At 69.6% G+C, this 18,641-nt stretch carries 17 protein-coding genes; 9 read left to right on the top strand and 8 right to left on the bottom strand.

Going from position 1 to position 18,641, the window contains the following annotated elements; all coding sequences use genetic code 11:
* The first annotated feature begins 1 nt into the window (after window position 1).
* The 7 genes from ACSMXV_RS29460 (at window position 2) to ACSMXV_RS29430 (ending at window position 6,759) form a co-directional block, all read left to right on the top strand.
* Entirely contained in the window at window positions 2–415 is a 414-nt protein-coding gene (locus tag ACSMXV_RS29460) for a roadblock/LC7 domain-containing protein (RefSeq protein WP_181655902.1), read from the top strand.
* A 151-nt stretch (window positions 416–566) separates the two neighbouring features.
* Entirely contained in the window at window positions 567–974 is a 408-nt protein-coding gene (locus ACSMXV_RS29455; RefSeq protein ID WP_181655661.1) for a DUF742 domain-containing protein, read from the top strand.
* Window positions 955–1,530 (top strand): GTP-binding protein, encoded by a 576-nt coding sequence (locus ACSMXV_RS29450; RefSeq protein WP_181655660.1) that lies wholly within the window; start codon window positions 955–957, stop codon window positions 1,528–1,530. Before ACSMXV_RS29455 ends, ACSMXV_RS29450 begins: the two co-directional genes overlap by 20 nt.
* A 351-nt stretch (window positions 1,531–1,881) precedes the next feature.
* A complete protein-coding gene (locus ACSMXV_RS29445; RefSeq protein ID WP_473174208.1) occupies window positions 1,882–5,088 on the top strand; it encodes a sensor histidine kinase in 3,207 nt (1,068 codons plus the stop codon).
* Window positions 5,089–5,098: 10 nt separating this feature from the next.
* On the top strand, window positions 5,099–5,512 hold the full coding sequence (locus tag ACSMXV_RS29440) for a roadblock/LC7 domain-containing protein (protein WP_039658182.1): 414 nt from the start codon (window positions 5,099–5,101) through the stop codon (window positions 5,510–5,512).
* 94 nt (window positions 5,513–5,606) lie between these two features.
* Window positions 5,607–6,197: a DUF742 domain-containing protein gene (locus ACSMXV_RS29435; RefSeq protein WP_473174207.1), complete on the top strand. Its 591-nt coding sequence runs from the start codon at window positions 5,607–5,609 to the stop codon at window positions 6,195–6,197.
* A complete protein-coding gene (locus tag ACSMXV_RS29430; RefSeq protein WP_181655657.1) occupies window positions 6,178–6,759 on the top strand; it encodes a GTP-binding protein in 582 nt (193 codons plus the stop codon). The genes ACSMXV_RS29435 and ACSMXV_RS29430 overlap by 20 nt, the downstream gene beginning before the upstream one ends.
* 292 nt (window positions 6,760–7,051) lie before the next feature.
* Here ACSMXV_RS29430 and ACSMXV_RS29425 read toward each other — a convergent pair whose 3' ends face one another.
* The 3 genes from ACSMXV_RS29425 to ACSMXV_RS29415 form a co-directional block, all read right to left on the bottom strand.
* On the bottom strand, window positions 7,052–7,270 hold the full coding sequence (locus ACSMXV_RS29425; RefSeq protein WP_473174206.1) for an acyl-CoA carboxylase subunit epsilon: 219 nt from the start codon (window positions 7,268–7,270) through the stop codon (window positions 7,052–7,054).
* Window positions 7,271–7,342: 72 nt separating this feature from the next.
* The gene (locus tag ACSMXV_RS29420) at window positions 7,343–8,983 is read right to left on the bottom strand and encodes an acyl-CoA carboxylase subunit beta (protein ID WP_473174205.1); all 1,641 of its coding nucleotides are present in this window, start codon (window positions 8,981–8,983) and stop codon (window positions 7,343–7,345) included.
* A gap of 268 nt (window positions 8,984–9,251) precedes the next feature.
* Window positions 9,252–9,761, bottom strand: a complete 510-nt coding sequence (locus ACSMXV_RS29415) for a hypothetical protein (protein WP_473174204.1) — start codon at window positions 9,759–9,761, stop codon at window positions 9,252–9,254.
* 319 nt (window positions 9,762–10,080) lie between these two features.
* Here ACSMXV_RS29415 and ACSMXV_RS29410 point away from each other — a divergent pair, with 319 nt between their 5' ends.
* A complete protein-coding gene (locus tag ACSMXV_RS29410) occupies window positions 10,081–10,701 on the top strand; it encodes a YceI family protein (RefSeq protein ID WP_473174203.1) in 621 nt (206 codons plus the stop codon).
* A gap of 115 nt (window positions 10,702–10,816) precedes the next feature.
* On the opposite strand, the gene ACSMXV_RS29405 is transcribed toward ACSMXV_RS29410, so the two are convergent.
* Window positions 10,817–11,338 carry a MarR family winged helix-turn-helix transcriptional regulator gene (locus ACSMXV_RS29405; protein WP_181655653.1) on the bottom strand — a complete coding sequence of 174 codons (522 nt, stop codon included), beginning with the start codon at window positions 11,336–11,338 and terminating at the stop codon, window positions 10,817–10,819.
* 186 nt (window positions 11,339–11,524) lie between these two features.
* Here ACSMXV_RS29405 and sigJ point away from each other — a divergent pair, with 186 nt between their 5' ends.
* On the top strand, window positions 11,525–12,571 hold the full coding sequence (gene sigJ / locus ACSMXV_RS29400; protein WP_473174202.1) for an RNA polymerase sigma factor SigJ: 1,047 nt from the start codon (window positions 11,525–11,527) through the stop codon (window positions 12,569–12,571).
* On the opposite strand, the gene ACSMXV_RS29395 is transcribed toward sigJ, so the two are convergent.
* From ACSMXV_RS29395 to ACSMXV_RS29380, 4 genes are all read right to left on the bottom strand, one after another.
* The gene (locus tag ACSMXV_RS29395; protein ID WP_473174201.1) at window positions 12,568–13,920 is read right to left on the bottom strand and encodes a hypothetical protein; all 1,353 of its coding nucleotides are present in this window, start codon (window positions 13,918–13,920) and stop codon (window positions 12,568–12,570) included. The two genes, sigJ and ACSMXV_RS29395, sit on opposite strands and share 4 nt — an antisense overlap.
* Window positions 13,921–14,084: 164 nt before the next feature.
* Window positions 14,085–15,842: a citramalate synthase gene (gene cimA, locus ACSMXV_RS29390; RefSeq protein ID WP_473174200.1), complete on the bottom strand. Its 1,758-nt coding sequence runs from the start codon at window positions 15,840–15,842 to the stop codon at window positions 14,085–14,087.
* Window positions 15,843–16,186: 344 nt separating this feature from the next.
* Window positions 16,187–17,275 (bottom strand): branched-chain amino acid aminotransferase, encoded by a 1,089-nt coding sequence (locus ACSMXV_RS29385; RefSeq protein WP_473174199.1) that lies wholly within the window; start codon window positions 17,273–17,275, stop codon window positions 16,187–16,189.
* Between the two features lie 249 nt (window positions 17,276–17,524).
* Window positions 17,525–18,565, bottom strand: a complete 1,041-nt coding sequence (locus tag ACSMXV_RS29380) for a 3-isopropylmalate dehydrogenase (RefSeq protein WP_473174198.1) — start codon at window positions 18,563–18,565, stop codon at window positions 17,525–17,527.
* Window positions 18,566–18,641 lie beyond the last annotated feature (76 nt).

Raw genomic sequence — 18,641 nt, 5'->3', positions numbered from 1 at the left:
GATGAGCCAGGCGGCACAGAACCTGAACTGGTTGATCACCAACTTCGTGGACAACACCCCAGGGGTGTCCCACACCGTCGTCGTCTCCGCCGACGGCCTCCTTCTGGCGATGTCCGAAGGCTTCCCGCGCGATCGCGCCGACCAGCTGGCAGCCGTGGCCTCCGGCCTGACCTCGCTGACCGCGGGCGCGTCCCGCATCTTCGAGGGCGGCACCGTCAACCAGACGGTGGTCGAGATGGAGCGCGGTTTCCTGTTCCTCATGTCTGTCTCCGACGGCTCGTCGCTGGCGTGCCTGGCGCACCCCGAGTGCGACATCGGCCTCGTCGGTTACGAGATGGCCCTGCTGGTCGACCGCGCCGGTGCCGTGCTCACGCCGGACCTCCGCGCCGAACTGCAGGGCAGCCTGCTCCACTGACACTCCGATCCAGCCCACCCACCGGCCCCACCGAACGTACGATCAAACCCCCACACGACGTACGAACACACCGTCCGGCCGCCAAACCCGCATTCCCCCCACCGGCTCTGTCAGACGGCACGCAAACCCCTTGCTGTCACCCGGAGGATCCATGACCCCGCCCACCGCCTCTCACGACCCGTACGGAGCACATCACGCGCCGTACGGCGACGAAGGCGACCAGCCGCTGGTCCGTCCGTACGCGATGACCGGCGGGCGGACCAGGCCGCGGTATCAGCTCGCCATCGAGGCGCTGATCAGCACCACGGCCGACCCGGCCCAGCTGATGGGGCTGCTGCCCGAGCACCAGCGGATCTGCCACCTGTGCCGTGAGGTCAAGTCGGTGGCGGAGGTGTCGGCGCTGCTGTCGATGCCGCTCGGCGTGGCCCGGATCCTGGTCGCCGACCTGGCCGAGGCCGGACTCGTCGCCATCCATCAGCCCGGCGGCGACGAGAACAACGGCGGTGCACCTGATGTGACACTGCTCGAAAGGGTGCTCAGTGGACTTCGCAAGCTCTGACGGAGCGCGGGCGACGACCTCCGCGAAGATCGTGGTCGCCGGCGGCTTCGGCGTCGGCAAGACCACGTTCGTCGGCGCGGTATCGGAGATCAACCCGCTGCGCACCGAGGCCATGATGACGACCGCGTCCGCGGGCATCGACGACCTGACGCACACCGGCGACAAGACGACGACCACCGTCGCCATGGACTTCGGCCGTATCACCCTGGACCAGGACCTGATCCTCTACCTCTTCGGTACGCCGGGTCAGGACCGCTTCTGGTTCATGTGGGACGACCTCGTACGGGGCGCCATCGGCGCCGTCGTGCTGGTGGACACCCGCCGTCTCGCCGACTGCTTCCCGGCCGTCGACTACTTCGAGAACAGCGGCCTGCCCTTCGTCATCGCCCTCAACGGGTTCGACGGGCACCAGCCCTACACCCCCGACGAAGTGCGGGAAGCGCTGCAGATCGGCTCGGACTCCCCCATCATCACAACGGACGCCCGCCACCGTGCGGACGCAAAGAGCGCCCTGATCACGCTGGTGGAGCACGCACTCATGGCACGCTTGAAGTAGAACGTCAAGTAGGCATCTCCATACGGCAGTTGCCGTAGTTGCCCTGGAGGCGCTTGTGTCGTTTGACACGGTCAGCCTTGGTGTTCATAACGTTTCGACAGAGAATTTCGGTGCCATCGCCACGCGTCGCGGTCGCCTGATCTCACTGTGCTCATATGGGCCCCGCCTTTTGGCGGGGCTCGCTCTTTATGACCGTTTTATCTGGGGCGTACCGCCCCTGGAACTTCCGCTTCCCACTGTTTGGAAGACCACCGCCTGACGTGCTGGAATGCGGCTGAACTGCCCAGTAGACGGGCCTGAGGACACACAGCGGCACAACGTACGTGCCGACGCCGAGAGGTTGTTGGTCGAGTGAGGCGAAGCAAGAGCAGTCCCGAGCCGTCGGCACGGGGCAACTTCACCCCGCCGCCGCGCGGAGCGGCGCCGCCCGCGTATGCATCCGGTGCCGAGCCGTCGGCGCCGGCGCCGAGCGGCAGCCGGCTCTCCCCACGCAACTGGCGGGTGCCGACCCGGCTGAACGCGATCCTGCTCATACCCGTGCTGGTCGGCCTCGTCATGGGCGGCTTCCAGGTGAAGGGCTCGATCGACACCTGGCAGGAGGCCCGGGACGCCGAGAGCACGGCGCGCCTGGTGCGCGCCGCCCTGACATACGCCGACCGTCTCATCGACGAGCGCGACATCTCCGCCGAACCGATGCTGAAGGGCGACCGTGACGCCGAGGCGGTGACCAAGGCGCAGGCAGCGACCGACGACGCGGCCGACCAGTTCGACGCCGCGGTCGAGGACATGCCGCAGCGGGACGGCCTGCTGCGCCGCCTCGACACGTTCCGGAAGGTCGAACCCGGCCTCGAGGACCTGCGCAACGCCGCCTACACGAGCAAGCTCCCCGGTGCGAAGACCGAAGAGGGCTACGTCGCGATCCAGCACCCGCTGACGGAGTTCGCCAACGAGCTCGGCCTGGGCACCGGCAACATCACCAGCTACGGCCGCACCGTCTACGCCATCACGCTGGCCAAGGGCTGCGTCTCCCTCGAGCGCTCCCTCGGTATGCATCTGCTGGTCAAGCCCGGTCCCACCGCCACGAGCCTGGGCCAGCAGCGCGTCGCTCTCTCCTCGTTCGCCTACCTCGAGCGCGTCGCCATCGACGAGTACGAGGGCGGTGGCACCCAGGCCGACCGCGCCAAGCTGGCGGACTTGCAGAAGGAGCTGGAGGCGGACGGCGAGAAGAAGGCCAAGGCGGCCGCCGCGGCCGCCAAGGCGAAGGGCGAGACCTATGTCCCGCCGCCGGACACCGAGACGATGGTCGGTGCTCTCGCCCAGCTGTCCACCACGCAGCCCAGCGCCCGGGTCGCCCTCGCCACGCAGGGCGTCACCGCCGAGAACTGGTGGGCGGTCAACACCGCCAGGTTCGACGCGTACACCGCCATCGAGTCGGACCTCGCCGACAAGGCCGTGAACGAGGCCTCGGCCATCGCCGACGACGCCCAGCGCGACGCGTTCATCACCGGTGGCGCCGTCGTGGTCGCCCTGCTCGCCGCGTTCCTCCTGGCCGGTATGGTCGCGCGCCAGATGAGCCGCTCCATGCGCCGCCTGCGCAACGCCGCCTTCGGCGTCGCCGAGCAGCGTCTGCCGATGCTGGTCGACCAGCTCTCGCGCACCGACCCGGGCCGGGTCGACACGCGCGTCGAGCCCATCCCGATCACCAGCACGGACGAGATCGGCGAGGTCGCCCGCGCCTTCGACCAGGTGCACCGCGAGGCCGTCCGGCTCGCCTCCGAGCAGGCCCTGCTGAGGGGCAACATCAACGCGATCTTCACCAACCTCTCGCGCCGCAACCAGTCGCTGATCGAGGGCCAGCTGACCCTGATCACCGACCTGGAGAACAACGAGGCCGACCCGGACCAGCTGGAGAACCTCTTCCGCCTGGACCACCTCGCGACCCGTATGCGCCGCAACGGCGAGAACCTCCTCGTCCTCGCCGGCGAGGAGCCGGGCCGCCGCTGGGACCAGCCGGTGCCTCTCGTCGACGTGCTGCGCGCCGCGTCCTCCGAGGTGGAGCAGTACGAGCGCATCGAGCTCTCCGGTGTCCCGGAGGCCGAGATCCACGGCCGCGCCGTGACCGACCTCGTGCACCTTCTCGCCGAGCTCCTCGAGAACGCCACCACGTTCTCGTCGCCGCAGACCAAGGTGCGTGTCACCGCCACCCGTCTCCCCGACGGCCGCGTGATGATCGAGATCCACGACAAGGGCATCGGCCTGACCGCCGAGGACTTCGCGGACATCAACCACAAGCTGGCCAACCCGCCGACCGTGGACGCCGCGATCTCGCAGCGCATGGGCCTGTTCGTGGTCGGCCGGCTGTCCGACCGCCACGGCATCCGGGTCCAGCTGCGCCCCTCGGGCGAGCAGGCCGGTACGACCTCGCTGGTCATGCTGCCGGACGCGATCACCCATGGTGGCGGCGGCCAGGTGCCGGACTCGGAGTTCACGGTTTCGTCGATGATCCCGCGGCAGGAGGCCTACGAGGTCGCACCGCTGCGCACGGCGGCTGAGCTCGGCTTCGACGACAGCCGCTACGGCGAGGTCCCGGACGACATACGCGAGTTGGACCCCGTCGGCCGTTCGCTGATGCGCGAGGAGCGCCGTGCCGCTCTGGAGGCCCAGGCAGGGCCCCATCAGGGAATCGGCGAGCCCCGTGTGTTCGGCGACGAGACCGGCCCGCAGCAGCCGTCGTACGACGGTGCCGCGTACGAGCAGCAGCGCCCGTACGACGACCCGCAGGTGGCGTACGACAACCAGCACGGCGCGTACGACGAGCAGCCGCAGAACGCGTACGACGAGCGGTACTTCCAGGGCTCGGGCGGCTACCAGGACCCGGCCTATGCGGAGGCGTCCCAGCCGGACCAGCAGGGTCCGGGCCAGGAGTCCTTCAACGGCTTCGGCGCCCGTCCCCGCCAGGGCGACTGGCAGCAGCAGACGGGGTACCAGGGTGCGTATCAGTCCGAGTACGCTCCGGAAACGGAATCTGCTCGGGCCGCTGACGGAAACCCGCAGGACCGCGTAGGCTTCGAGCGTCCGGGACCGACTTCGGGCGGCGGCCACCACCTGACCGACGCCGGCCTTCCGCGCCGCGGCTCCCCCGCGAGCAACAACGGAGGCTCCCCCACCGGCCCGCAGCAGTGGCAGCAGCCGGAGACCGGTCAGGACAGCCTGCAGCAGCGCCAGGAACGGGATCTGCCCGCGGGCAACGGCGGCGGCGACGACGACGACTGGCGCTCGGCCAACGACGAGCGGTGGCAGCGCGCCGGGTCGCTTCGCAAGCCCAAGGCGGGCGGGGTCACCCCCTCAGGCCTGCCGCGGCGGGTGCCCCGCGCCAATCTGGTCGAGGGCACCGCTGAACAGACCCCGCAGGGCGGCCCCCAGGTCTCCCGCGCCCCCGAGGAGATCCGGGGCAGGTTGAGCAACCTGCGCCGGGGCGTCGAACGGGGACGCAATGCAGGTAGTGACACGAACGGCCAGGGCCTCGGTCCTGACAGCACCTACAACCAGGAGCGTTAGTGTGAGCCCGATGAGCCAGGCGGCACAGAACCTGAACTGGTTGATCACCAACTTCGTGGACAACACCCCCGGGGTGTCCCACACCGTGGTGGTCTCCGCCGACGGACTCCTTCTGGCGATGTCCGAAGGCTTTCCGCGCGACCGCGCCGACCAGCTGGCGGCCGTCGCCTCCGGCCTGACCTCCCTCACGGCCGGTGCCTCCCGCATCTTCGAGGGCGGCAGCGTGAACCAGACGGTTGTGGAGATGGAGCGAGGATTCCTCTTCATCATGTCCATCTCCGACGGCTCGTCGCTCGCGGTCCTCGCACACCCCGAAGCGGACATCGGCCTCATCGGGTACGAGATGGCGCTTCTCGTCGACCGTGCGGGCTCGGTCCTCACGCCCGATCTGCGCGCCGAGCTCCAGGGCAGCCTTCTCAACTAACAGACAGACAGTGCGTATTCGCGTCCCGTGGCCTTAAAGTTTCGGGACGCGACCCCACCGTAACGGGTGCCCGGCGCAGTCGGAGGAGGAAAAAGTGGCAACACCCCCAGATGGTTCGTCCTCGGCCAACTGGCCCTACGGCCATGGTCAGGGCGAGGGTGACGGTTCGGCGAACCGGTACAACTTCCCCTCTGCGCCGAGCCAGCGGCGTCAGCCGTACGTCCCCCAGCAGCCGCACCAGCCGGCTCCTGGACCATCCCCGTACGACCAGCCGCAGGCGCCCCGAATCCAGCCCGTACAGCCGCCGCGGCGCGCCCCCGAGCCGGCGCCCGGCGGGGCCTCGCACAACCCTCTGGTGCGCCCTTACGCCATGACGGGCGGGCGCACCAGGCCGCGGTACCAGCTCGCCATCGAGGCGCTGGTGCACACCACGGCGCAGCCGCACCAGATGCAGGGGCAGCTGCCCGAGCATCAGCGGATCTGCAACCTGTGCCGGGAGATCAAGTCAGTCGCTGAGATCTCGGCACTTCTCACCATCCCCCTCGGCGTTGCCCGGATCCTCGTCGCCGACCTGGCGGAGGCCGGACTTGTCGCCATCCATCAGCCCGGCGGCGACGAGAACGCCGGCGGCCAGCCTGACGTGACACTGCTCGAAAGGGTGCTCAGTGGACTTCGCAAGCTCTAGCGGCGATGTAGCCCGCTCCACTACCTCCGCGAAGATCGTGGTGGCGGGCGGCTTCGGCGTGGGCAAGACCACGTTCGTCGGCGCGGTCTCGGAGATCAACCCGCTGCGTACCGAAGCCGTGATGACCTCGGCTTCCGCGGGCATCGACGACCTGACGCACACCGGGGACAAGACCACCACCACGGTGGCCATGGACTTCGGCCGTATCACCCTGGACCAGGACCTGATCCTGTACCTGTTCGGTACGCCGGGTCAGGACCGCTTCTGGTTCATGTGGGACGACCTCGTACGCGGTGCCATCGGCGCCGTCGTGCTGGTGGACACCCGCCGTCTCGCCGACTGCTTCCCCGCGGTCGACTACTTCGAGAACAGCGGCCTGCCCTTCGTCATCGCCCTCAACGGGTTCGACGGGCACCAGCCCTACAACCCCGACGAGGTCCGCGAGGCCCTCCAGATCGGCCCCGACACCCCGATCATCACGACGGACGCCCGCCACCGCGCAGACGCCAAGAGCGCCCTGATCACCCTGGTGGAGCACGCGTTGATGGCCCGCCTGCGCTAAGCGCTCCGCTGGGAAGTGCGGTGACGAGGCTGCGGGGCCGGTGGGGGCTGGTCGCGCAGTTCCCCGCGCCCCTTACGGGGCGCTGCCCCGCCGCCGCTGCGGGCAATCGTGCCTCCCCCAGTGCCTTAAGGGCCTGGGGGTACCCCCAGGGGCGGCACGGGTGGGCGCAGCGGCACCCCGACGGCGGGCAGCCTGACTCGCTGCGGCGCCCACGACGCACGTACAGCACAACAAAGGCCCGGCACCCACATTGGGTGCCGGGCCTTGACGCTTACCCCGGCCGGCCAGAGGCCTAGCGCCAGCTGTGCGGCGCCCGGAACCCGGGCTCCCGCTCAAGCCGCCGCCACCCGGCCTTGCTCCGCCCCCGGTGAACGGAGGCCGCGGCGGGCAGCGCGGCGGCACGCGCCATGAGGATCGCCGTTATGGCCGCGAGCTCCTCGGGCTCGGCGTGCCCCTTCTCGACGCGCAGGAAGTTGCTCGGATCAGCGGCTGCAGCAGCAGGAACGGTCATGGGTCTCAGTCTCCGTGAGAGAGGGTTCCGCAGGGTTACCGCGGAGGATCGGCGAGGTTGCCGTTCGCGGGATTACTGCGGCGGGTTGCCGTGCTTACGCGACGGCAGGTCGGCGTGCTTCGTGCGCAGCATCGCCAGGGACCGGATGAGCACCTCGCGGGTTTCGGCCGGGTCGATGACGTCGTCGACGAGACCGCGCTCAGCGGCGTAGTACGGGTGCATCAGCTCGGCCTTGTACTCCTTGACCATGCGCGCGCGCATCGCCTCGGGGTCGGCCGCGGCTGCGATCTGCCTGCGGAAGATGACGTTGGCGGCACCCTCGGCGCCCATCACCGCGATCTCGTTGGTCGGCCAGGCATACGTGAGGTCCGCACCGATCGACTGGCTGTCCATCACGATGTATGCACCACCGTACGCCTTGCGCAGGATCAGCGAGATCCTCGGCACGGTGGCGTTGCAGTACGCGTACAGCAGCTTGGCGCCGTGCCGGATGATTCCACCGTGCTCCTGGTCCACACCGGGGAGAAAGCCGGGGACGTCCAAAAGGGTGACGATCGGGATATTGAAGGCGTCGCACATCTGGACGAAGCGCGCGGCCTTCTCGCTCGCCTCGATGTCCAGCACACCGGCCAGCGACTGCGGCTGGTTGGCGACGATGCCGACCACCTGGCCGTCCAGGCGGGCGAGGGCGCAGATGATGTTGCGGGCCCAGCGCTCGTGGACCTCGAGGTAGTCGCCGTCGTCGACGAGCTCCTCGATCACCTTGGCCATGTCGTACGGACGGTTGCCGTCGGCCGGGACCAGGTCGAGCAGCACGTCGCTGCGGCGGTCGGCCGCGTCCTCGCACTCGGTGACCGGCGGGTTCTCGCGGTTGTTGGACGGCAGCATCGACAGGAGATACCGCACCTCGGCGATGCAGGTCTCCTCGTCGTCGTACGCGAAGTGGCAGACGCCGGAGGTCTCCGCGTGCACGTCCGCGCCGCCGAGGCCGTTCTGGGTGATCTCCTCGCCGGTCACGGCCTTGACGACGTCCGGTCCTGTGATGAACATCTGCGAGGTCTCGCGGACCATGAACACGAAGTCCGTCAGGGCGGGGCTGTAGGCCGCGCCGCCCGCGCACGGGCCGAGCATCACCGAGATCTGCGGGATGACCCCGGAGGCCTTGGTGTTGCGCTGGAAGATGCCGCCGTAGCCGGCGAGGGCGCTGACACCCTCCTGGATGCGGGCGCCCGCACCGTCGTTGAGTGACACCAGCGGCGCACCGGCCGCGATGGCCATGTCCATGATCTTGTGGATCTTCGTGGCGTGGGCCTCGCCCAGCGCCCCGCCGAAGATCCGGAAGTCGTGCGCGTAGACGAAGACCGTACGCCCCTCGACCGTGCCCCAGCCGGTGATCACACCGTCGGTGTGCGGCTTCTTGGCCTCCAGGCCGAAGCCGGTCGCGCGGTGCCGGCGCAGCTGCTCGACCTCTCGGAACGAGCCCGGGTCGAGCAGCAGCTCGATCCGCTCACGCGCCGTCAGCTTGCCCTTGGCGTGCTGCGCCTCGGTGGCCTTGTCGCTCGGTCCGCGCAGCGCCTGCGTACGGATCGCGTGCAGTTCGGCCACGCGGCCGCGGGAGTCGGTCGGCTCAGCCGTCTCAACCGTCGCGTCACTCGCCGTGCCACTGTCTGCGGCACTCGTCGTGTCACCCGGCGTCTCGTCCAAAACGGTCATGTAGCGACCTTACGAAGCCCGCCAAGCAAAACGGGCCGTCGACTCCGTACAGTCTCCGACCCGTTTTCCTGGTGCCCCCTGACAGAACCTGAGGTGGATGCAGCCGAACTGACTGCTCAGAGGGCCATCTCGTTGTAGGGACTACACAAAGCCGTCACCCGAGAGCCACCTCACATTTATGCGCGGCACATGCCTTCCCTGGGGTGATTCCGAGCCGGAGCCTACGCCCGTTCGAGGGCATTTCGGCGGACGGGTTCCGGCTCGGGACTCAGCAGCCGCCGCAGTTGTAGTACGTGACGTCCCAGTGGTTGCCCTCGTCCGCGTAGATGTTGCCGGCGCCGGACTTCCACTGCGGGGCGCCGTCGCCGCGCACGCCAACGTAGGTGAAGGTGTTCTTGATGTAGTTCCCGATGCATGTGTACTTGCTGTAGTCGAGCTTGTAGCCGTTCCAGTGCGAGTACGTGCCGCCGGCGTGCCCGGTCTCGGTGCCGCCGGTGATGTTGAGCGCGCAGCCGCTGGCCGACTTCAGGGTCTGCGCGCCCTGCGCGGTCGCGAGGTTGAGCTGCTCGAAGGACGTACAGGTCGGGTTGTTGCGGTCGGAGCAGCCGCCGGACGACGACCAGGTGATGCCGGACGAGCGGAACATCGAGGTCGCGGTGGCGTGACTGATCTTCGTCACGGCGAAGGCGTCGGTGGCACCGGTGAGGACGCCGAAGCCGGGGGCGAAGAGGGCTCCCAGGATCAGAGCGAGTGCGCTGACGGCCGAGCGGAGTTTCATCGGGTTCCTTCCTGCTGATGACCGTTCTGATGACGTGCGTACTGGTGATGCGCGCGTACCGGTGACGCGCGCTCGTACTGCTGACGTGCGTTCAGTGCGACGGATGTGCAGGCAGAGCAGGGAGATCCTGCCCGAGGTCTACGCGCGTCCGCCAGTGGGCACCCGAAACGGCGAGACAGGTTGCCGGAAAGACCCGGGAACCGATGGAAATCACCCTCACAGAAAAGTTGAAAGTTGAACGGAATAGTTCTATGGTCCGTGTCATTGAACGTTGAACAGCTTCGGCGCAAGGCCGGGGCTCGTCCCCAAGGAGCCAGTCATGGGTATCTTCGGCCGTAAGAACACCGCTACCGACACCGCAGTCGCCGCCGCGCCCGCGCCCGCCGTCAACCCGGACCTCGCCGCTCTGACCGGCGACTACACGATCGACCCGTCGCACAGCACGCTGGGCTTCGTCGCACGCCACGCCATGGTCACCAACGTCAAGGGCTCGTTCCTGGACTTCACGGGCTCCCTGCACCTGGACGGCACGGACCCGGCCAAGTCCACCGCCTCCATCGACGTCACCATGGACAGCATCGACACGGGCTCCGCGGACCGTGACGGCCACCTGAAGAGCTCGGACTTCTTCAAGACGGAGGAGTTCCCGACGATGACGTTCCGCTCGACCAAGGCCGAGGCCCTGGGCGGCGACGACTACCGGGTCACCGGGGACCTGACGATCCTCGGCACGACCAAGCCGCTGACGATCGACCTCGAGTTCAACGGCTCCGCGAAGGACCCCTTCGGCAACGAGCGCGTCGGCTTCGAGGGCAAGGCGGAGATCCTGCGCTCGGAGTGGGGCCTGACCTGGAACGCCGCGCTCGAGACGGGCGGCGTGCTGGTCTCCGACAAGATCAAGCTGAACTTCGACATCTCGGCGATCAAGAACGCCGAGTGATACGGCCGGCCGACGAGTCGGATGTACAGCTCGTTCACCGCGTACAACCACCGTGAGTGGAGCGTGACTTGGGGGAGCACCCCGGCATGGGACTCCGGGAGCCACGGCCCCCCCGTCAGTGCCGGAGTGCTCCCCCGAGCCGTCCCTCCAGCACCAGCAGCAGATCGCCGAGTTCCGTCGCGAGCCCGTGGCGGCGCTCCTCGCTGAGGCCGGCCAGCAGCGTGGCCTCGTAGGCGAGTTGCTCGGGCAGCAGCTCGTCGATGAGTTCGCGGCCCTGGTCGGTGAGCGTGAGATGGCTGACCCGGCGGTCGCGTTCGTCCGCGCGCCGCCCGACGAGGCCGCGCTCCTCGAGCGTCCGCACCCGCTTGGTGATCGCGGCCCCGGAGGCGAACGTCTCCCGGGCCAGCTGCTTCGGCGTCAGCGACCGGTCCACGCGGCGCAGCGTTCCCAGGATGTCGAACTCCGGACGGCTGAGGCCCGCTCGGGTCAGCGGGGCGTCCGCCGCCTGCTGGAGCAGCGCGGAGCAGCGGTTGAGCCGCCCGATGAGCGCCATCGGGGCGGTGTCGAGCTCGGGGCGGACCTGCTGCCACTGCCGCAGCACCGTTGCCACGACGTCTTCCACGGTCTTTCCTTCCATTGCCGGCCGGATCACGGGCTGTACGCGCGGGGATCCGGCCTGACTCTACGCCGCCGGGTCAGCCCGGCCCGCCCGGCCCTCTCCGGCCGTAGCCGCAGGCTGAGGGCTCGTACCGGCAGCCCGTCGTCGATGTCACAATTTTGCGGGCCGCCGCCCTCTCAGATATGAGCATCCAAGGAGGGGCGAATGTCCGAGAGTCCGGCACGAGAGTCGAGTCCGGCACGAGAGTCGAGTCCGTCACGGACGGGGGCCGGGAGTGGGCCCCTGCACACGGCCACGCGGCTCTTCGTCGACCACCGCGAGCTGCTGTTCTCCATCGTCTACAACATGCTCGCCAGCGTCGCCGACACCGAGGACGTCCTCCAGGAGACCTGGCTCTCGCTGACCGGCAGAGGGCGCAGGTCTCCGCTGGAGGAGATCGGGAACCCGCGCGCGTATCTCGTGCGGATCGCGGTGAACCATGCGCTGGCCCGGCAGGCGGTCATCCGCCGCCGGCGCGAGACGTACGTCGGGCCGTGGCTGCCAGAACCCCTGGTGGCCGGAAGCGCCGCCGCGGTCGGCGCCGGCGGGGAGAGCGGCGACGCCGCGGATCGGACGCTGCGCACCGAGTCCGTCTCGATGGCGATGCTGGTGATCCTGGAGACGCTCACCCCGCTGGAGCGGGCCGTGTTCGTCCTGAACGAGGTCTTCGGCTACGCCCACACCGAGATCGCCGCGATTCTCGACCGCACCCCCTCGGCCGTACGCCAGCTCGCCCACCGGGCTCGTGAGCACGTGCATGCCCGGCGTCCGCGCTTCGAGGCGCACCCGCGGGTCCAGCAGGAGGCCGCCGAGCGGTTCGTCGCGGCCGCGCTCGGGGGCGACATGGGGGCGCTCATGGAGATCCTTGCGCCGGACGTGACGCTGTGGTCCGACGGTGGCGGCAAGAGGCGCTCATCGGCGCTGCGGCCGGTCCACGGCCGCGAGAAGGTCGCCCGGCTGCTGGCCGCGTACAGCTCGCGCCGCCGCCCGGAGGGCATGGCCGTCGAGTACCGGCGCGTCAACGGCGATCCCTCCGCCGTGGTGTTCGCCGGCGACTCCCCGTACGCCGTGATGGTCATGGATCTGACCCCTGAGGGAGACCAGGTGTCCGGCGTCTACCTCGTCACCAATCCGGACAAGCTCTCCCACGTCCCGAAGCACGGGGAACAGGTCCCGGAGCACGGGGAACAGGGGCAGGGAGGGCAGCCCTAGAAGCCGCCCCCGAAGTCCCCACCGCCGAAGCCGCCGTCACCGAAGCCTCCGCCTCCGAAGCCTCCGCCGAAGTCGCCGGATTCGAAGTCGGCGCCCGACACGTCGCCGCCTCCGTAGCCGGCGTCCGCGCCGAAGTCGCCGTATCCGGCGCCGTATCCGGCGGCGTACGCGGGGCCGGCCATCAGGTTGCCGAGCAGGGTGCCGACGAGCAGGCCCGGCAGGAGACCGCCGCCGAAGTAGCCGCCCGCCCAGGGGCCGTAGGCGGGGCCCGCCTCCCAGTACGGGCGGCGGCCGGCATCGGTCTCGACCTCGCGGACCATCGGCTCCGCACCGTCCTTCAGACGTGCCGCGTCGGCGGCGCAGACCGGCACCTCGCGTTCGGCGCCGTCCTGCGGGGCCCACAGCATGTCCGTCACCGACGGGCCGTGGCGCGGGTCGAAGAAGCACGGAGGGCGCCGCTCCGGCAGCGGGCGGCCCTCGCGGCGGGCGCCCAGCTGGGCGAGCGCGAAGCGGCCGTCATCCAGCGCCTGGGTGACGCCTCGCACCTCCTCGGGGCGCTGGGCGGCGGCCATCAGGGACTTCGCCTTCTCGTAGGAGTCGAGGGCGCGTTCGTAGTCGGCGCGCATCGCGTCGTCCGAGCCGGGCTCGGCCGGGTGGAAGTCGAGCCGGTCGAGCTCCTCGCCGAAGGCGGTGATGTCCTCGTCGACGACGACGCTGAGCTTGTCGAGGGCCGCACGCTGCTCCTCCTCGCGCCTGCGGCGGTTGCGGCGGGCGATCACGTACGCACCGCTGCCGCCCGCGACGATCGCGGCGCCGACGCCGATCAGCGCGCCGGTCGAGACGCCGTCGCCGGTGTCGCCCCAGGACGCCGGTGCCGAGCCGCCCATGTTGCGCACGGCGTTGTCGACGAAGTCGTTGAGCTGGGTCGTGGCGTCCTCGCCCTGGACGCTCGTCACCAGGTTCTGGACGGCGTCGCGGGACAGGACGCTGCTGTCCGCGCGGGCGTCGAACCGGTCACCGAGCCGGATCGCGTACAGGCCGGTGATGCCCGTTTCGGTACGGAGGTTCTGGAAGAGGTTGTCCGCGGGGAAGCCCTCGGGCAGCACGGCGACGAAGACGGGCTTGTCGGCGTCCTTGATCTCCTTCGCCAGATCGTCGGCGGCGCCGGACGGCAGCAGGCCGGAGGCGTCCGGGTCGACGTAGACAGGGTTGTCGCGCAGGGCCTCCGCGACCGTGCCGACGTCCGTGGCCGCCTGGGCGGACGGTGCCGATACGGACAGCACCGCCAGGACAGCGGCCGCAAGGACGAGTGCCGGGCCCCGGAGTACTCGTATCAGTACGGCCTTCATACCTACGAAAGTACCGGAAATCCGGCAAATACGGTCATCCCGGGCTAGGGCAGGTCCTGCCGGTGGGCGGGGGTGTGCTGCCGGGGCCGGGACGGGCCAGACCCCCGCCGCGGAGGCGCGGCGGGGTGCGGTCAGCGCAGCAGCCCTCCTACCTCTGCTGCTGCCTACTCCGAGGGCTCGACTCCCGCCCGCAGCAGCCCGTACGTGTACGCGTCCTCCAGCGCCTGCCAGGACGCCGCGATGACGTTCTCGCCGACGCCCACCGTTGACCACTCGCGCTCGCCGTCGGAGGTGGAGATCAGCACGCGCGTCGTGGACTGCGTTCCGTGCTTGCCCTCCAGGATGCGGACCTTGTAGTCGACGAGCTCCATCTTGGCGAGCTGCGGGTGGATCCGCTCCAGGGCCACGCGCAGCGCGCGGTCGAGGGCGTTGACGGGGCCGTTGCCCTCGGCCGTGGCGACGATGCGCTCGCCCTTGGCCCACAGCTTCACGGTGGCCTCGTTGGCGTGCGTGCCGTCGGGGCGGTCCTCGACGATGGCGCGCCAGGACTCGACGCGGAAGTAGCGGAGGGCGCGGCCCTCGGCCTCCTCCCTCAGCATCAGCTCGAAGGAGGCGTCGGCGGCCTCGTACGTGTAGCCCTGGAGCTCGCGCTCCTTGACCCGCTCGACGACGCGGCCCACGAGCTCGCGGTCGTCGCCCAGGTCGATGCCCAGCTCCTTGCCCTTGAGCTCGACGGAGGCGCGGCCTGCCATGTCGGAGACGAGCATCCGCATGGTGTTGCCGACCAGCTCGGGGTCGATGTGCTGGTACAGGTCCGGGTCGACCTTGATCGCGGAGGCGTGCAGACCGGCCTTGTGGGCGAAGGCGGAGACACCGACGTACGGCTGGTGCGTGGAGGGCGTCAGGTTCACGACCTCGGCGATGGCGTGCGAGACACGGGTCATCTCGGCGAGGGCGCCCTCGGGCAGGACCTTCTTGCCGTACTTGAGCTCCAGCGCGGCGACGACCGGGAAGAGGTTGGCGTTGCCGACGCGCTCGCCGTAGCCGTTGGCGGTGCACTGGACGTGCGTGGCGCCGGCGTCGACGGCGGCCAAGGTGTTGGCGACCGCGCATCCGGTGTCGTCCTGGGCGTGGATTCCGAGCCGGGCGCCGGTGTCGGCCAGCACCGTGGAGACGACGACCTGCACCTGGGCGGGCAGCATGCCGCCGTTGGTGTCGCAGAGTACGACGACGTCGGCCCCGGCCTCGGAGGCGGCCCGGACGACGGCCTTCGCGTACTCGGGGTTGGCCTTGTACCCGTCGAAGAAGTGCTCGCAGTCGACGAAGACGCGGCGGCCCTGCTCGCGCAGATAGGAGACGGTGTCGCGGACCATCTCGAGGTTCTCGTCGAGGGTGGTGCGCAGGGCCAGCTCCACGTGTCGGTCGTGCGACTTGGCGACCAGCGTGATCACCGGGGCGCCGGAGTCCAGGAGCGCCTTGACCTGCGGATCCTCGGCCGCCTTGGCGCCGGCGCGGCGGGTGGAGCCGAAGGCGACGAGCTGGGCGTTCTTGAAGCCGATCTCCTGCTGGGCACGGGCGAAGAACTCGGTGTCCCGCGGGTTGGCCCCGGGCCAGCCGCCCTCGATGAAGCCGACGCCGAAGTCGTCCAGATGCCGGGCGATGGCCAGCTTGTCCGCGACCGTGAGGTTGATGCCCTCGCGCTGGGCGCCGTCGCGCAGCGTCGTGTCGAAGACGTGGAAGCTGTCGTCGAGACGGGGCGCGGACACGGGGGCCTGCGCGGACGGCGCGTCATGGGCGGACGCGGCGCCCTGCGGGGGCACGGTGCCCTGCGCGGAGGCGACGTCCTGTCCGGTAACCGCGCCCTGCGCCGACGTGACGGCGGACGCGGCGTGGGAACTGTCGTCGGTGGCCTGACTGGTCATGGCTGACTGACTCCTGTCGGTGAGTGGCTCCTCAATCTCTGGCTCCACTTGCCCCCATCATCGCGCGGCGCTCGCTTCCGGCCGGGATGGGGTCCGGGAAACGAAAAAACCCCTCGCGGGTGCGAGAGGTCTGCGCGCGGGTCTGAGGCACGGTGTCCGCTGCCGCGAGGGTTTGTCGCGAGGTCAGCGGTCACTGCGGACCGGCGCGCTGATGCCAATAATCATGGCGAAAGCGAGCATGGTCGGCAGTCTGCCACATGCTTCGCCGAACGGGGACGAGGGTCTCACGATGTGGGCGCCCCTTTGGTGGGGCGCCCACATCGTCTGCCCGCGGAAGCCGCGCCTCAGCCGAGGCGGTGCATCCAGCCGTGCTTGTCCTCTGCGACGCCCCGCTGGATGTCCAGCAGCGCGCTGCGGAGCTTGAGGGTGACCTCGCCCGGCTCGCCGTTGCCCTGGGCCCACTCGCCGCTCTTGGACTTCACCGTGCCGACCGGCGTGATGACGGCGGCGGTGCCACAGGCGAAGACCTCGGTGAGCGTGCCGTTCGCAGTGTCCTCACGCCACTGGTCGATGGAGACGCGGCCCTCCTCGGACTCGTACCCGAGGTCACGGGCGACGGAGAGCAGGGAGTCCCGGGTGACGCCGGCGAGAAGCGAGCCGGTGAGCGCGGGAGTGATGAGCTTGTCGCCGTACACGAAGTACAGGTTCATGCCGCCCAGTTCCTCGACCCACTTGTGCTCCACGGCGTCGAGGTAGGCGACCTGGTCGCAGCCCTTCTCGGCGGCCTCGGCCTGGGCGAGCAGGGACGCGGCGTAGTTGCCGCCGGTCTTGGCGTCGCCCATGCCGCCGGGGACGGCGCGCACGCGGTCCTCGGACAGCCAGATGGAGACCGGCTTGACGCCGCCGGGGAAGTACGCGCCGGCGGGCGAGGCGATGACGAGGAAGAGGTACTCGTTGGCGGGCCGGACGCCCAGGCCGACCTCGGTCGCGATCATGAACGGGCGCAGGTAGAGCGACTCCTCGCCGCCGTGCGCGGGCACCCATGCCTTGTCCTGCTGGACCAGCACGTCGCAGGCCTCGATGAACGTCTCGACGGGCAGCTCCGGCATGGCCAGCCGACGCGCGGAGGACTGGAAGCGCCGGGCGTTGGCCTCGGGTCGGAACGTGGCGACGGAGCCGTCGGGCTGGCGGTACGCCTTGAGGCCCTCGAAGATCTCCTGGGCGTAGTGCAGGGTCATGTTCGCCGGATCGATCGACAGCGGCGCGTACGGAACGAGCTGACCGTCGTGCCAGCCGCGGCCCTCCGTCCACTTGATCGTCACCATGTGGTCGGTGAAGTAGCGGCCGAACCCGGGGCTGGCGAGGATCGCCTCCCGCTCCTCGTCGGACAGCGGGTGGGCGGAGGGCTTGAGCTCGATCGTGGGCGTCGTCATGAGTGGTTGTCCTTCACCGTTGGTTGTGACGGACCGCGCTCACGCCAGTACTACCAGTACTTGGACGTCCGAGCTTCCCTGCACACCGCGGTCCCGCCTCTCGATTATCGCGCGAGGGGGAACGTGGTCGTACCGGGCGTGAATGCGGCCCAGGGGTCGATGGTGGCACCCGGCGGCCGCATAGGAGAAGCCGCCGGGCGCCCTCGGGCTCCGGCGGCTTCTCGTTGTTCGAGAGGTGAGTCCGCCGGATCAGCCGGCTACTCGTACGGCGAGCGCGTCGCCGATCTGGTCCGTCGTACGAGCGGTTTCGCCGCGTTCCGCGAGGTCGGCGGTGACGGCGTCCTCGATGCGGGCGGCCTCGGCCTCGTAGCCGAGGTGGCGCAGCAGGAGGGCGACGGACAGGACGGTGGCGGACGGGTCCGCCTTGCCCTGACCCGCGATGTCGGGCGCCGAGCCGTGCACGGGCTCGAACATCGAGGGGAACTCGCCGGAGGGGTTGACGTTGCCGGAGGCCGCGACACCGATGCCGCCGGAGATCGCCGCGGCGAGGTCGGTGATGATGTCGCCGAAGAGGTTGTCGGTGACGATCACGTCGAAGCGCTCGGGCTGCGTGACGAGGTAGATCGTCGCCGCGTCCACGTGCATGTACTCGGTGGTGACGTCGGGGAACTCCTCACCCACCTTGTTGAAGATGTCCGTCCACAGGTGACCGGCGTGCACGAGCACGTTGTTCTTGTGGACGAGGGCCAGCTTCTTGCGGGGGCGGGCCTGGGCGCGGGCGTAGGCGTCGCGGACGACGCGCTCGATGCCGAAGGCGGTGTTGAGGGAGACCTCGGTGGCGACCGCGTGCGGGGTGCCCTTGCGGATGGTGCCGCCGTTGCCCGTGTACGGGCCCTCGGTTCCCTCGCGGACCACGACGAAGTCGATCTCCGGCTGGCCCGCCAGCGGCGTGGCGACACCCGGAAGGAGCTTCGAGGGGCGCAGGTTGACGTGGTGGTCGAAGGCGAAGCGGAGCTTGAGCAGGAAGCCGCGCTCCAGGACGCCGGACGGGACCGAGGGGTCGCCGATCGCACCGAGCAGGATCGCGTCGTGCTGCTTCAGGGCGTCGAGGTCGGCGTCTGTGAGGGTCTCACCGGTGGCGTGGTAGCGCTTGGCGCCGAAGTCGTACTCCTTGGTCTCGAGCTTCACGTCTTGCGGAAGCACGGCGTTGAGGACCTTCAGACCCTGGGCCACGACCTCCTGGCCGATGCCGTCGCCGGGGATCACTGCGAGATTGATGCTTCGAGACATGTCGGCACCCTACTCCTCGTCCCATGTCTTGACACGTAGCGTCCAGCATCCGGAACGGGCAGGGTGCCCCATCGTT

This window comes from Streptomyces sp. DSM 42067, from assembly GCF_055792885.1.
The sequence above is the reverse complement of the archived record's forward strand: the minus strand, read 5'-3'. Positions and strand labels throughout refer to the sequence as shown.